Raw genomic sequence first — 12,298 nt, forward strand, 5'->3', positions numbered from 1 at the left:
CATGTTGTGCGGCGGGGCGCGGCGCACAGTGCGCGAGGCGATGACCACTTATGGCCTGAGCGCGAGCAGCCAGGCGGGGCTGCTGGACCGGCTGGTGGACGCGCTGCCCTGGCTGCCACGGCCGTTGCTGCTCTCTTTGCGCAACACCTTCCGCCGTAAGGGGCGTCTGGGGCTGACCCTGGCGACGTTGACCCTGGGCGGGGCGATCTTCATCGCCATGTTGGGCGTGCGCGAGTCGCTGTATTGGGAAATCAATGAGAGCTTTGGCGCGTACCAGTCGGATGTGAACGTGGAGTTTGCCCGGCTTTACCGGCTGGCGGCGGTGCAGGTGGCGCTGGCGGATGTTCCGGGGATTACGGCCGTTGAAGGCTGGCGCACCACCAAAGCCAATGTCCCCCACGCCAGTGATGCGGCGAGCGACCAGATCGTCGTCTATGCGCCGCCGGTGGACACAGCTTTACGGCCGGTGACGCTGCTGGACGGCCGTTGGCTGCAACCCACCGACGCCCAGGCCATCGTGGTGGACAATCATTTTACTGATTTGCGCCCGGAAGTGGGGGTGGGGGATGTGGTTCGGCTGCGGTTGAATGAGCGGGAAACGGCCGTGACCATCGTTGGCATTTTCCGGTTGGCGAGCAACGTGCCCAATCCCATCACCTACGTCAACGCCGGCGTCCTGACGGAACTGGCGGGCGGCGCAGGCGAGGTCAACAGCCTGCGCCTCATCACCGACCGCCACGACCTGGCGCGGCAGGAAGAGGCGCTGGCGGCGGCCCAAACCCGCCTTGCCGCCCAAGGTTACGAAGCCACTCTGACGACCGGCGGCCAGATCATCGCCCAGCAGCGCGCGCGGATTGACATTCTCATCACCCTGCTGCTGTTGATGGGGCTGCTCATCGCTCTGGTAGGCGGGTTGGGGCTGATGGGCACCATGGGCATGAACGTGCTGGAACGCACCCGCGAGATCGGCGTGCTGCGGGCGGTGGGGGCAACCAATGGCGCGGTTTTCCAGATGGTCATCGTCGAAGGGGCGCTCATCGGCCTGATTAGCTGGACGCTCAGCGCCATCGCCGCCGTGCCCATCACCCAATTTTTGGATAATCGTCTGGGCGAAGAACTGCTAACCATGCCGATTGTCTACATCTTCTCGCTGAGCGGGTTGGGGCTGTGGCTGGTGGGCGCACTGCTTCTGGCGACGATTGCCAGCCTGCTGCCCGCCCGCAGCGCCGTGCGCCTGACGGTGCGTGATACGCTGGCTTATGAGTAGTAGGCTCCAAGATTGGTTCAATCTTCAGAGATTGAACCAGTCTGGCGACACCATGGAACACAATCATGGAACTCGTCATCGAAAACGTCAGCAAAGAATACCGGGGGGGTCTGGGGGCTACGCGATTTTAGCCTGCGCCTGGGGCCGGGCATCTTGGGGCTGCTGGGGCCAAACGGCGCGGGCAAATCCACTGTGATGCGCATCATCGCCACCATCACCCGGCCTACCAGCGGCGCTATCTCCTGGAATGGCGCGGATGTGGCCCGCCAGTGTGGCGATGCAAACCTTTGTCTGCACTGGCTTTGATTGGACGGCCGTGACCGTGCCGCGCCTGCTCTATCTGGTATGCCGTCGCTGCCCGGCTTTTGGGCCGGGGCGCCGTCTATTCCGGCGTTGGCTTTGTGTTTGGGGGTGGTGGGGGACACGGAACGGCCGTTGCAAATCCTGTTGCTCATCCTCTGGTATCTTGGCCCGCTGAACGGGCTGCCCGCCGCCGACATCACCGGCGCGACTGCGGCCGGGCTGACAGTTGGCACGCCCTGGTATTATCTGGTGGCTACGCTGCCGCTTTTGGGAGTGGCCTGGCTGGCGCGGCATCGGCAAATGGGACGATGAGTCGTTTCCCGCTCGTGGTTTTGATGAGCAGCCCGCATTTTCCACCGCACGGTAGCTACCAAGCCCACTTCCTGTCCATACCGCCGGAGCATATATAGCAGCATCCCTAAAAAATCGCCCTTGCGATTGTGCCAGGGATTGATTACAAATTGACACTACCGTCAAAACCCTCTGAAGTTTCTCTGTTCCCTTAATCACAGATAACAACACGGCCGTCTCCGAAATAATAAACGGCCGTTCAGAAGAACCCATACCCCATGAAACTCGCCCACCACCCCGACACCCACCAGCCCATCACCGCCACCGCCGACGCCCCGCCCCAGGCCATCTGCCCCCACTGCGGCGGCCCGGTCACTTTGCGCTGCTGCCACCGCATGGACGGCACGGCCGTTTACTTCTGACGACACCTCGACAACCAAAGCCAGACATTCAGCAGCCGTACCCACGCCGCCCAACTCAAATCCACTCCCTCAACCACGCTCCCCAAAGCCCGCCGCAAGCGGTAGGCCCCGACCAGCCCACTCCCCACTCCGCACTCATAGCCACTCCGGCGAGGAGGTCGCCACCCCAACCCCACAAAAAAAGAAAAAAAGAGAGCCTGACGGTTTCCCGTCAGACTCTCCCTCTGCGCCTAAATCACGCCAAACATCACCTGCCGCGATTCGTTAATGCGCCCCAGATTGCCCGTCGCCTTCGCCAGGAAACCGGCCAGCTTGCGCTCCAGTTCCAGCGACCGCTCCCAGAGCTTCTCCTTCGTCAACTGCCCGGCCGGGCCGAGATGAACTTGCCGGGAGCAGATACAGCTTGCACTGAGCTTGTCGAAGTGGCCGTTCACCCGCCGCCCTTTCTGCAAGGCCGCCACCATCTTGCCCGGCTTCCGCCGGTCTTGCCGGTAGGTGATGGTGTAGATGCCATGCGGGAAGACCACAATCTTGCGCTGCGCCAGCTTCAGCCAGCCTTCGCTCAAGGTCTCAAACCACTGCACCCGCATCTCGCCCCGCAGCCGGATGACCTCCCGCCCCATCAAAGACATCTCCGCGAAAGGCAGCAGGGGTACTCCTGATAAATCTTCAGCGAATCCCACTCCAGTGCCCCAACTCCCGCGCCAGCGCCATCGCCCGCCGCTGCAACTCGGTCAGCTCCACATCCAGCACGCGCCGCGCGTCGTCGCCAACGGCCGTTCCCCCATACGGTTTAGTCACCATCGCCACACCTCCTCTAACAACAAAAAAGGCGAGGACACAGCCAGCAACGGCTGTGTCCTCGCCTGACGAAATAAGGCTTTCCCCATCCGGCGCGTTTAGCGCCTACCGTCTGGAGGGTGGAAGAAAGGATGCTGGTCCGGTGGCCGGTCACGGCCAATGTCAGCCGTATGGTGGGCGGGCGGGCAAGTCGTTGGCAGATGACAAGACGGCCGTCTCTGAGGTAAGATACGGCTTAACAAAGGAGACTCCCCGCCGTGAAACTCATCCTCAGTCGCAAAGGCTTCGATGCCGCCACCGGCAAGGTTCCCAGCCCCATCCTGCCTTCGGGGCAGCTTTGTTCCCTGCCCATTCCTGACGGCCGCCCCGAACGACAGCAAGAATGTCGCTTCTACCATCAGGTTCAAGCTGGCGACGTCTCTCTGGGCCAACTGGTTACCGACCTGACCAATGGCCGCATCACGCCCACGACGCCGCTGCATTTAGACCCCGACCTGGACGCCGCATCTGCGCCACGCCAATCCGGCTGGCGGGCGGTCTTCGGACAATCAGGCGCCGCCGAAAGCCATTTACAACGGCTGGGCGTTGGGCCAGGCGACATCTTTCTCTTTTTTGGCTGGTTCCGTCAAGTAGCGGTGGTGGACGGCCGTTTCCGCTACATCCCCAACGCTTCCGACTGGCACGTTTTGTTTGGCTGGCTGCAAGTTGAGCGGCGCATCCCCCTGACGGCCGCCGCCGACATTCCGCCCTGGGCCGCCGATCATCCCCACTGCCAGCGCCGCCAACCACTCAACCCCGACGCCCTCTACATCGCTCGTGAGACCCTGGACCTGCCCGGCGTGAACCTGCCCGGCGGCGGCCTGTTCCCCCGCTTCCACGAAGGCTTGCGCCTCACTGACCCAGCCAGCGAGCATCGCAGCCGGTGGCGGCTGCCCGCCTGGTTCCATCCGGCGAATCGGCCGTCGGCGCTCAGCTATCACGGCCGTTCCGACCGCTGGCAGTTATTGGATGGCGCGGTACAACTGGATACGGTGGGACGCGGCCAGGAGTTTGTACTGGACGCCGACCACTACCCAGAGGCGCTGGTCTGGCTGCACACGCTGTTCAACCCTGGCCGGACTGCATAAAACCGTTCGTCGTTAACCAGCCGCGTCGGCTTCGGCCAGCAACTGGCGCGCAAACGCCAATACGCTGGCCTGAGTGGGATAGAAAAACATCCCCGGCCCTTCACCGCTCACCGACAACTCTCCGGCGGCAATGCCTGGGTCTACAGAGGTTTGCAGCTCATAGCTGTAGCCGTTTGTCGCCATTGGATTCTCGCCCCATTCCGCCGGATCAAAGTAGCTGCGGATCAGGTGCAGGCGCAACTCCGGGCTTTCGCCGCCGCTGTACAGATGGCACTCTTCAGAGTGTTCTGTTTTTACCAGCGTGTCGAGGGAGTGATACCAGTCCCAGAAGGTCGTGTATTGCACCAGCAGACTCTGCCGGTAAATGACGGCCGTGCCGACCACAAACTGAATCGTGCAAACCAGCCAGCCCACTTTGGCCTAGTCTATCGGCGGCCAATCTTTCCCATCAGGCGGCCAATCTGACTCTTCTTCCGCCAGTTCCGCCGCCAATTCTTCACTCAGGGCGACCAGTTCCGCGTGTAACTCGTCTGGCATATCCCAGGAGACAACCGGCCCGCGCGCAAAAGGCGTGATGGGCTGTAAGCGTTTGTCTATCGTCAGTTCGACGGCCAGATAGCCGCCGCCGCTCAGATCATTGGTCAACAAGGCCATTCATTCCTCCTTTGTGGCGTCAACAACCCAGATCATCGCGCTCGACTGGTCTGATTCCCCTCCCCCGTCCGGCAACAACAGTGACGGCATCGTTGGCTCAACGGCGCACCTGCCACACATCCGGCAGCCCGCCGCCCAACCACAGTTCCACGTATTTCAACCGCCGTTCCGTCGCCTCGTCATTCCCGGTCAGTGTGGCGCAGCTGTAGTGAATCAGGCGCAGCCCTATATCGGCTCGCTCATGCCGCGCCTGCTGGTACAGCCAGCGAATCTCGCCCATGTTGGTGCTGTTCGGGCCAAGCACCAATAACCCGCCATAGTTCAGCTCTTGCAGCAGCAGGCGGACAAAAGGCGCATAACCCGGCGTGACGGCGCGGAAAGACAGCCGGGAATGTCCATCACATTGGGCTGAGAGGGCGGGCCAAAGAAGATGACGTCAAAGTCCAGAAACTGGCGCATCACGGCCGTATCCAGCGCATCCCCGGCCAGGCAAGCCACGCCGTTCGCCCGGTTCAGCGCCACCACCTCTGGGCTGAGGTCCAGGCCACAATAGCGCGCGGTCTGTAACTGTTCCTGGTAGATTTGCTGCTGCCGCCGACAGTCGCCGCAGCAAATCTCGGCGATGGCCGGCTGCCTGTAACCCAACTCGCGCAGAATGTCGGCTCGCTGCTCGATGGTTTGGCGATTGGTGCGGGCAAACGGCCGTCCCGCCTGGGTGACATGGTAATTCATCCCGCTATTGTCCCTCAATCCGTGAGTTTTATCGCCACAAAGGGTAGAATTCGTAGGGCGATTGCATACTCAACTTTGCGGCCCGTTCCGCCTGATGCTAAAGCATCAGGCTACCAAACAACACCCCGTAAACGGAGCGTTGGCGGTGGGAGCCGGAGCCGGTTTCAACCGGCGTTGTTGTCTAGCCGGGGCGTTTACCCCCTGGCGAGGCTATCTGAGACATCTGAATTTGGCGGGTATGCAATCGCCCTGGTTGATCGGTTGACCAAAGATATGAGTCAAGGTATCGTACAAATTGGGAGCATTTTTCATAGTTACCTTCCTTTTTTTGATGAACTGAGAAAGTTAACCTGGTTTTTGTTTTTGAAAACGCTCCTGAAAAAGAGTTGTCAGTCAATCAGCGCCAACAAATAGTAAAAGGATGGGAGGTTTGGGTCATGATGGGAGCAACTATTTCAAATCAATCACTGGGAGCAACTGCCCGCTGGACGGCCAGTGTGCGGGCGCGAGAAAGTATGCGTGACGGCCGTTTGTTCCATGATCCCTGGGCCGCGGCTCTGGCAGGGCTGGCGGGCGCAGCGTGGATTGATCAGCGCTCGGACGACAGCGTCATTCCAATCGTCATCCGAACCCGCTATTTCGACGATTTTCTGCAACGCATCACAACGCAGGAAGGCATTCAGCAAGTCGTTTTATTGGCGGCGGGACTGGATACACGCGCCTTTCGGCTGAACTGGCCGGAAGGAACCAGAGTCTTTGAGTTAGATCAACCTTCGGTTTTAGAGGAAAAGGGGCAAATTCTCAATTCTACCGGCGGGCAGCCACAGTGTGAGCGGCACGTCATTGGCGCGGATCTGGCCCTGCCCTGGCAAGAAGCGCTCATCGGTGCGGGTTTCGACGCAAATGCGCCGGCGGTCTGGCTGTTGGAGGGCTTTCTCTTTTATCTCGCCAATGAAACCATCACCCAAATACTGGATGCCGTGACGAGCCTGGCCGCACCGGGAAGCTGGCTGGGATTTGACATTATTAACAGCGCCATGTTGACCTCACCAATCACGCGAAAATGGATTGAAATGCAGGCCAGTTCTGGCGCTCCCTGGATTGGCGTCATGGATGATCCGGTGGCCTTTCTGGCCGCGCACGGCTGGCAAGCCACTCTGACGCAGGCCGGAGCTGATGATGCGCATTACGGCCGTTGGCCTTTTCCCATTTTGCCAACCACGATGCCCGGTGTGCCGCATAACTGGTACGTCACCGCGAGGAGGGCAGCGTAAGCTGCTCCAACAATACGCCACCTATTCCGGTGCGCCACCTCCAAACGTCATAAACCTACCCGTGCCCCAAGAAGGTATGGGGCCGGCAAGTCGCTTCAAGTAGTTCGATTTCCGGGAATGCCTGCTAAATTAAAGGTTGACCATGATAGTTTCCTCCAACCAACTGGTAGAGCAACTCCTCGACATCGGCGTAACGCCGGGCGGCGTCCTGCTGGTGCATGGCGCGTTTTCCCGCGTGAAGCCGGTCGCCAATGGGCCGATCGGCCTGATCGCCGCCTTGCGCGCGGCCCTCGGCGCAACCGGCACGCTGGTCATGCCCAGCATGACCGACGATGAAGACATCCCCTTCGACCCACAGACCACCCCCTGTCTGGATATGGGCATCGTGGCCCACACCTTCTGGCAACTGCCAGACGTACTGCGCAGCGACAGCCCACATGCCTTTGCCGCGGTGGGGCCGTACGCCCCGGACATCACCGCGCCCCATCCGGTGACTGTGCCGCATGGGCTGGACAGCCCGGTCGGTCGTGTCTATGAACAAGACGGACAGGTGCTGCTGCTCGGCGTCGGCCACTCCGAAAATACGACCATCCACCTGGCCGAATTCCTGGCCGGCATGCGCTACCGGCTGCCCAAGCACGTCCTCATCCGGGAAGGCGAGCGCGTCGTGCGCGTCGAGTACGGCGAGATAGACCACTGCTGCGAAAACTTCGCCCTGGCCGATGGTTGGCTCGATTCACATGGCCTCCAGCGCCGGGGGCAGGTGGGCCACGCGGCGGCGCGTCTGATGCGCGCGCGGGATGTTGTCGCCGTGGTTATGGCGCAGTTACGCCAGAATGAAACAATCTTTTTGCACCCGCCGGGCGTAGACGAAGAGTGCGATGAGGCGCGGGCGAGTCTATTACCTTCACGCCGGATTTAAGTGCGGCAACGGCCGTTTCCTCCGCCGCCTGTGGTGAAGTGAACGTGGCCCTGGCTGGCGGCTGCGCGGTGACATATTCCCACCAGCTGTATCTGCCTCTAGCACCTCGTTGACCCTTTCAACCGGCAGCAGGGTATAATTAGTGACCATGACTTTCACCACCTGAACTGCCAGTTGCGGCGCCCTGATTCAAAAAGAGGTCTCTCTGGGCGGCAGCGTTTACTTCTACCCGGAGTGCCCAAAAAAGGAAGCGTAACAATGGAAAATTCACAAGACTATTATGCCTTGCCCGGTCTTATGACCATAGTCGGCGATTACCAAAGCTATCTTGATGATACACCTCGTACTGTGGCCGAACTTTGCCGGCTGATCCAGGGGGTGATGATTCATGTTTTTTGGGCTGACCAATACGGCGTTCAGCTTCCCGAAGAGCGCCGGGAAGAAGTGCAACTGCGTACCACAACTGCCCGGCTAAAGCGTCTGTTGGCGCTGGATGCGCGACCGCTCACCGAAGTGCGCCCACCGGACAGGCGGGTAGTGGGTAACTGCCGCGATTTTAGCGTGATGTTAACGGCCGTTCTGCGTCACCACCACATCCCGGCCCGCGCTCGCTGCGGTTTCGGCCGTTATTTCTTGCCCAACCATTACGAAGACCATTGGGTATGTGAATATTGGCATGAAGCAGCCGGGCGTTGGGTGCTAGTGGACGCGCAATTGGACGACCTGCAATGCGAAAAGCTGTCCATCGCTTTTGATCCGCTGGACGTACCGCGTGACCAATTCATCGTCGGGGGTCGGGCGTGGCAGCTATGCCGCAGCGGAGAAGCAGATCCGGATGCGTTTGGTATCTTTGACATGCACGGCCTGTGGTTTGTGCGCGGCAACCTGGTTCGTGACGTGGCGGCACTGAACAAAATGGAACTGCTGCCCTGGGACGGTTGGGGCATTACTGAGGGAGAAGATGAGACATTGACCGCCGATGACAACCGCTTCCTGGATGACGTGGCGAATCTGACTAGTGAGGATGTGCCGGATTGGGAAAGGATGCGGGAATTGTATGAGCGTGACGGCCGTTTACGTGTGCCGCCTACCATCATAAGTTATGTAAACGGTCATCCCCAGCTCATAACGCTTTAACTCCTACCGAATAGCTGGCTCAGGAGCAGACGTGAAAAGCTTTACCAAAACCGAGTTCGATGCCGCCACCATTCATGACCTGGTGCGGGCGCAATTTGGCACGGCCGTTACCCCCCAGGCCATCATCCCACTCAAAGATGGTTGGTTCAACACCGCCTACGCCCTCGAACTAGGCAGCGCCCTGCCCGACGTGGTGCTGCGCATTGCCCCCCATCCCCAACAACCCGTCCTCACCTATGAGCGCGATCTGATGCGGCGCGAAATTGCCGTGATGCAGTTTGTTCAGGCTCAGGCCGACGTCCCCATTGCGCCCTTGCTGGCCTACGATTTCAGCCGGCAGGTGCTAGACCAGGATTATATGTTTGTGGCCCGGCTGGCCGGACGGCCGTTAGACCAGGCCAAAAGCGACATTCCACCGGCTGAACTGGCCGGCATCTATCAGGAGTTGGGGCATTACGTGGCGCGGCTGCACACCGTCACCGGCTCCCATTTTGGCTATGATTGCGCCGCGCTCTCGGCTTCTACCTGGCGGGGCGCGTTTGAGCGCATGACAACGGCGCTGTTGGACGATGGCGAGGCGCTGGCGGTGACGCTGCCGGTGGACGGGACGGCCGTGCGCACGACCCTGGCCCATCTGTTGCCCCTGCTGGATGAGGTGAAGACGCCCCGGCTGGTGCATTGGGATTTGTGGGAAGGCAATATATTTGTCCAGCAGACAAACGGCCGTTGGGCCATTACCGGCCTCATAGACTGGGAACGCGCCCTTTGGGGTGACCCCGACATTGATCAGGTAATGTTCCGCCCGGCGGATGATCCCTTCTGGCAGGGTTACGGCCGTTCACCCCGCACAGACCCGGACAGCCAGACCCGCCACACCCTCTACCGCCTCTACCTCTGGCTCATCATGCTCATCGAGGACAAGGTGCGCTTTGGCGGCGCTGATCACATCCCCTGGGTAATCGAGCAGTTCAACCGCGACTGGGCGCAGCTTCAGGGAACACAAATTTAAAGAAACCACACCAAAAGCAAACCGGGTTCAATCTGCCAGATTGAACCCGGTTCATCAACTCGAAAACCCCAATAATCAAGCGACCAGCACCCCATCGGCGTCATTCGCCTTCACCGGCCAACGGCCGTTACAATCTCCCCCATGTCCATCTTCGGCAGTAGCACCCAAACGGCCGTCCACTCCCTCACCCCGCCGCCTGCCGGTAATAATCCAACAACGCCGCCCGCGATGCCGGCGGCGACTGCCTTTCGGCCACAAAACGCTCGAAAGTCTGCACTTCAGTGACATTCTCCGCCTTCACCGGCTGCCCATCACCGTATACCAACGACGGCCGTTGGCCTTCTTCACTCTCTTCCGGCGGCGGTGTTGCATGGGCTGGCTCAACAACGGCCGTCGCCATCGCGGGCATCGTCGCGCCATTGCCCTTTGGCAGAGAGACGGCCGCTGTCGTCGTCCGGCTGTGTCCGTTTCCCGGTCGCGCCACCCCCTTGCGCGTCACCGACCGAAGCGAGTGCGGAGTGGCGAGTGCGGAATGCGGAATAGAAGAATCTCCCCCATTCTGCACCCCCTCTTCACTCCGCACTCCGCGTTCCACATTCCGCACTCCTTCGGTGGGAACCAACTCATACGGCCGTATCTTGCCCATGACCGGCCGCTGCGCCATCAGCCGCACCACATCCCAGGCGTGCAGATAGGCCAGCGCGGTCGCCGCCAGTCGCCGCGCTTCGTGCCGCTTGAAAGCCACGTTCACTTCGACCTGCGCCGACCCGGCCGGCATCACCGCCCCCGTCGGCGTCAGCTTGCCGGGGCCGCTCTTCAGTTCGATATAGACGTTCTCCCCCTTGACGGCTACCGACAGCACCCGGCTGACCGGCGGCTGCCCATTCTTGCCCGGCGTGCCTTTGTACTCTTTGTAGGCGAAGCCTTCTTCGCCTCGCGCCAGCGCGTCAAACACGACGCGCGCATCGGCGATATCTAGAAAGTGCGCCGTTAATGCGCTGGCGCCCGCACTGCGCCGATAGCTGCCGCCGTACAGACGAACCTTGCCTAGTTGCAGACTGTCCTCAACGTGCAAGAATCGGGACTGGGTCACATGGCTGGCAATGCGCACGCGCATGGGAACAGATGGCTCTGGTAAGGGATTGTTCATGGAAACCTCCTGGAATTGCGGATTGCGGATTTCGGATTGCGGATTATTACGGCCGTTGGCGGTGGTTATGCCTTTCGGAGCAACCACCGCCTGTCTGGAGTGGTAACGGCGGATAGGGTAAATCGGTTGGTAGGGTCAAATAGCGCGGGATGAAACAGAGGGTGACCGGCCGGGCGGCCACGGCCGTTGCTGTCCGCGCCGCCGTCGGATAGAAACGATGGCTCAGCCAGTCGCAGGCGTACTCGTTACGCACAGCGACCACCCAGAACGAGGGCGTGCAGCCCGTCGCCACGATGCGGCTGCTGGCTAACCAGGTGTTGAAGGTGACAACGGCCGTTTGTCCCCGCAGTTCGGCCAGAGTGAGCCGCCATAATTCATCGGGTGTAGAAAGCAAAGCCAGGTAACGGAAGTCACAGCGGGCAGCGCCGCTCACGGCCGTGCCCCCAACTGGCTGATGAGCAACCGCGGACGGGGCACGGGAGGCTGGCCGTTGGTCGCCGGTGGCTGGTCGCTGGCTGCCGATAGCGGGTGACCATTGGCCTTCACCGCCCCATTGCCAAACAACCCCGGCTGCCGCACGCCACCATGCCCATTACCCTCGCCCACCAACACCGGCAGCGGCCGTAACGCCACCCGCTCCACCGTCCACTCCCCTTCTATCTCCATTCTCCCCTCTTCCTCTCGCTCTAGCTCTGGGTAATCACCAATCACCCGATTCGCCGCCCGCAGACTGGCATTCGCCTCGGCAAACGCCTGTTGCAAGCTGCGCGCCTCGATTTGCGCCTGCCCAACGACGATTTTCGCCAGCGTCGCCACCAGGTCACCCGACGCCATCTCGTCCAGGTCGGCCAACCCGTCGTCGCCAATCGTGTCGCCGTTGACCCGCAGTGCGGCGGCCACCTTGGCCGCCACCAGCCGCAGCGCATCCTCCTGGATACTCTCTTCGTAGGCGAAGTAGTAGACCTTCACCGGCCGCGTCTGCCCGATGCGCCACGAACGGCGGCTGGCTTGCAGCACGGTGTAGACAGAGTAGTCAATCGCCATCCAGATGATGGTCGGGAAGTCCAGCAGGTCGAGTCCCGTCTCCACCTTGCGCGGATGGGAGATAACCACGTCCACCCCCGCCTGCACCTGCTGCTCTATCCAGCCCTCCCGCTTGTTGGGCGCGGCGCGCAAGATGGCCGCCTTCAGCCCGGCCGCGGCCAGCAT

16 protein-coding genes and 1 pseudogene are annotated in these 12,298 nt (G+C 61.1%); 9 read left to right on the top strand and 8 right to left on the bottom strand.

Annotation, left to right across the window (positions count from 1 at the left end; all coding sequences use genetic code 11):
* Nucleotide 1: 1 nt before the first annotated feature.
* The 4 genes and pseudogenes from IPM39_09205 to IPM39_09220 all read left to right on the top strand — a co-directional run bounded on the left by IPM39_09205 (nt 2) and on the right by IPM39_09220 (nt 2,283).
* Nucleotides 2–1,267, top strand: a complete 1,266-nt coding sequence (locus IPM39_09205; GenBank protein ID MBK8986244.1) for an FtsX-like permease family protein — start codon at nt 2–4, stop codon at nt 1,265–1,267.
* A 65-nt stretch (nt 1,268–1,332) separates the two neighbouring features.
* Nucleotides 1,333–1,573 (top strand): annotated as a pseudogene (locus IPM39_09210) (ATP-binding cassette domain-containing protein).
* Entirely contained in the window at nt 1,574–1,882 is a 309-nt protein-coding gene (locus tag IPM39_09215) for a hypothetical protein (protein ID MBK8986245.1), read from the top strand.
* A gap of 257 nt (nt 1,883–2,139) precedes the next feature.
* Complete coding sequence (locus IPM39_09220; protein MBK8986246.1) at nt 2,140–2,283, top strand: hypothetical protein; 144 nt, start codon at nt 2,140–2,142, stop codon at nt 2,281–2,283.
* A 230-nt stretch (nt 2,284–2,513) separates the two neighbouring features.
* Here IPM39_09220 and IPM39_09225 read toward each other — a convergent pair whose 3' ends face one another.
* A complete protein-coding gene (locus IPM39_09225) occupies nt 2,514–2,909 on the bottom strand; it encodes a hypothetical protein (protein MBK8986247.1) in 396 nt (131 codons plus the stop codon).
* A 432-nt stretch (nt 2,910–3,341) separates the two neighbouring features.
* Between IPM39_09225 and IPM39_09230 the strand changes: the two genes are divergently transcribed.
* Nucleotides 3,342–4,211: a hypothetical protein gene (locus IPM39_09230; protein ID MBK8986248.1), complete on the top strand. Its 870-nt coding sequence runs from the start codon at nt 3,342–3,344 to the stop codon at nt 4,209–4,211.
* A 12-nt stretch (nt 4,212–4,223) separates the two neighbouring features.
* On the opposite strand, the gene IPM39_09235 is transcribed toward IPM39_09230, so the two are convergent.
* From IPM39_09235 to IPM39_09250, 4 genes are all read right to left on the bottom strand, one after another.
* Nucleotides 4,224–4,625, bottom strand: coding sequence for a hypothetical protein (locus IPM39_09235; GenBank protein MBK8986249.1), 402 nt, complete (start codon nt 4,623–4,625; stop codon nt 4,224–4,226).
* 6 nt (nt 4,626–4,631) lie between these two features.
* The gene (locus IPM39_09240) at nt 4,632–4,865 is read right to left on the bottom strand and encodes a hypothetical protein (protein MBK8986250.1); all 234 of its coding nucleotides are present in this window, start codon (nt 4,863–4,865) and stop codon (nt 4,632–4,634) included.
* 97 nt (nt 4,866–4,962) lie between these two features.
* Entirely contained in the window at nt 4,963–5,169 is a 207-nt protein-coding gene (locus IPM39_09245; GenBank protein MBK8986251.1) for a hypothetical protein, read from the bottom strand.
* 17 nt (nt 5,170–5,186) lie between these two features.
* A complete protein-coding gene (locus IPM39_09250) occupies nt 5,187–5,597 on the bottom strand; it encodes a hypothetical protein (GenBank protein ID MBK8986252.1) in 411 nt (136 codons plus the stop codon).
* Nucleotides 5,598–6,034: 437 nt separating this feature from the next.
* On the opposite strand from IPM39_09250, the gene IPM39_09255 reads away from it, so the two are divergent.
* The 4 genes from IPM39_09255 (at nt 6,035) to IPM39_09270 (ending at nt 9,939) form a co-directional block, all read left to right on the top strand.
* Entirely contained in the window at nt 6,035–6,871 is an 837-nt protein-coding gene (locus tag IPM39_09255) for an SAM-dependent methyltransferase (protein MBK8986253.1), read from the top strand.
* 142 nt (nt 6,872–7,013) lie between these two features.
* Nucleotides 7,014–7,793, top strand: a complete 780-nt coding sequence (locus IPM39_09260) for an AAC(3) family N-acetyltransferase (GenBank protein MBK8986254.1) — start codon at nt 7,014–7,016, stop codon at nt 7,791–7,793.
* Nucleotides 7,794–8,051: 258 nt separating this feature from the next.
* Complete coding sequence (locus IPM39_09265; protein MBK8986255.1) at nt 8,052–8,930, top strand: transglutaminase domain-containing protein; 879 nt, start codon at nt 8,052–8,054, stop codon at nt 8,928–8,930.
* A gap of 31 nt (nt 8,931–8,961) precedes the next feature.
* On the top strand, nt 8,962–9,939 hold the full coding sequence (locus IPM39_09270; protein MBK8986256.1) for an aminoglycoside phosphotransferase family protein: 978 nt from the start codon (nt 8,962–8,964) through the stop codon (nt 9,937–9,939).
* 184 nt (nt 9,940–10,123) lie between these two features.
* Here IPM39_09270 and IPM39_09275 read toward each other — a convergent pair whose 3' ends face one another.
* From IPM39_09275 to IPM39_09285, 3 genes are read right to left on the bottom strand one after another with little or no spacing between them, the layout of a single operon-like run.
* A complete protein-coding gene (locus tag IPM39_09275; GenBank protein MBK8986257.1) occupies nt 10,124–11,089 on the bottom strand; it encodes a hypothetical protein in 966 nt (321 codons plus the stop codon).
* Nucleotides 11,090–11,135: 46 nt separating this feature from the next.
* The gene (locus IPM39_09280) at nt 11,136–11,522 is read right to left on the bottom strand and encodes a hypothetical protein (GenBank protein MBK8986258.1); all 387 of its coding nucleotides are present in this window, start codon (nt 11,520–11,522) and stop codon (nt 11,136–11,138) included.
* Nucleotides 11,519–12,298, bottom strand: coding sequence for a hypothetical protein (locus tag IPM39_09285; protein ID MBK8986259.1), 780 nt, complete (start codon nt 12,296–12,298; stop codon nt 11,519–11,521). Before IPM39_09285 ends, IPM39_09280 begins: the two co-directional genes overlap by 4 nt.

Source organism: Candidatus Leptovillus gracilis (genome assembly GCA_016716065.1).
GTDB classification, from domain to species: Bacteria; Chloroflexota; Anaerolineae; order Promineifilales; family Promineifilaceae; genus Leptovillus; species Leptovillus gracilis.

Excerpts from the sequence above, each read along its gene's own strand:
- IPM39_09205 (MBK8986244.1), top strand. The coding sequence starts at position 2 with ATGTTGTGCGGCGGGGCGCGGCGCACAGTGCGCGAGGCGATGACCACT.
- IPM39_09220 (MBK8986246.1), top strand. The coding sequence starts at position 2,140 with ATGAAACTCGCCCACCACCCCGACACCCACCAGCCCATCACCGCCACC.
- IPM39_09240 (MBK8986250.1), bottom strand. The coding sequence starts at position 4,865 with ATGGCCTTGTTGACCAATGATCTGAGCGGCGGCGGCTATCTGGCCGTC.
- IPM39_09250 (MBK8986252.1), bottom strand. The coding sequence starts at position 5,597 with ATGAATTACCATGTCACCCAGGCGGGACGGCCGTTTGCCCGCACCAAT.
- IPM39_09255 (MBK8986253.1), top strand. The coding sequence starts at position 6,035 with ATGATGGGAGCAACTATTTCAAATCAATCACTGGGAGCAACTGCCCGC.
- IPM39_09260 (MBK8986254.1), top strand. The coding sequence starts at position 7,014 with ATGATAGTTTCCTCCAACCAACTGGTAGAGCAACTCCTCGACATCGGC.
- IPM39_09265 (MBK8986255.1), top strand. The coding sequence starts at position 8,052 with ATGGAAAATTCACAAGACTATTATGCCTTGCCCGGTCTTATGACCATA.
- IPM39_09275 (MBK8986257.1), bottom strand. The coding sequence starts at position 11,089 with ATGAACAATCCCTTACCAGAGCCATCTGTTCCCATGCGCGTGCGCATT.
- IPM39_09285 (MBK8986259.1), bottom strand. The coding sequence starts at position 12,298 with ATGCTGGCCGCGGCCGGGCTGAAGGCGGCCATCTTGCGCGCCGCGCCC.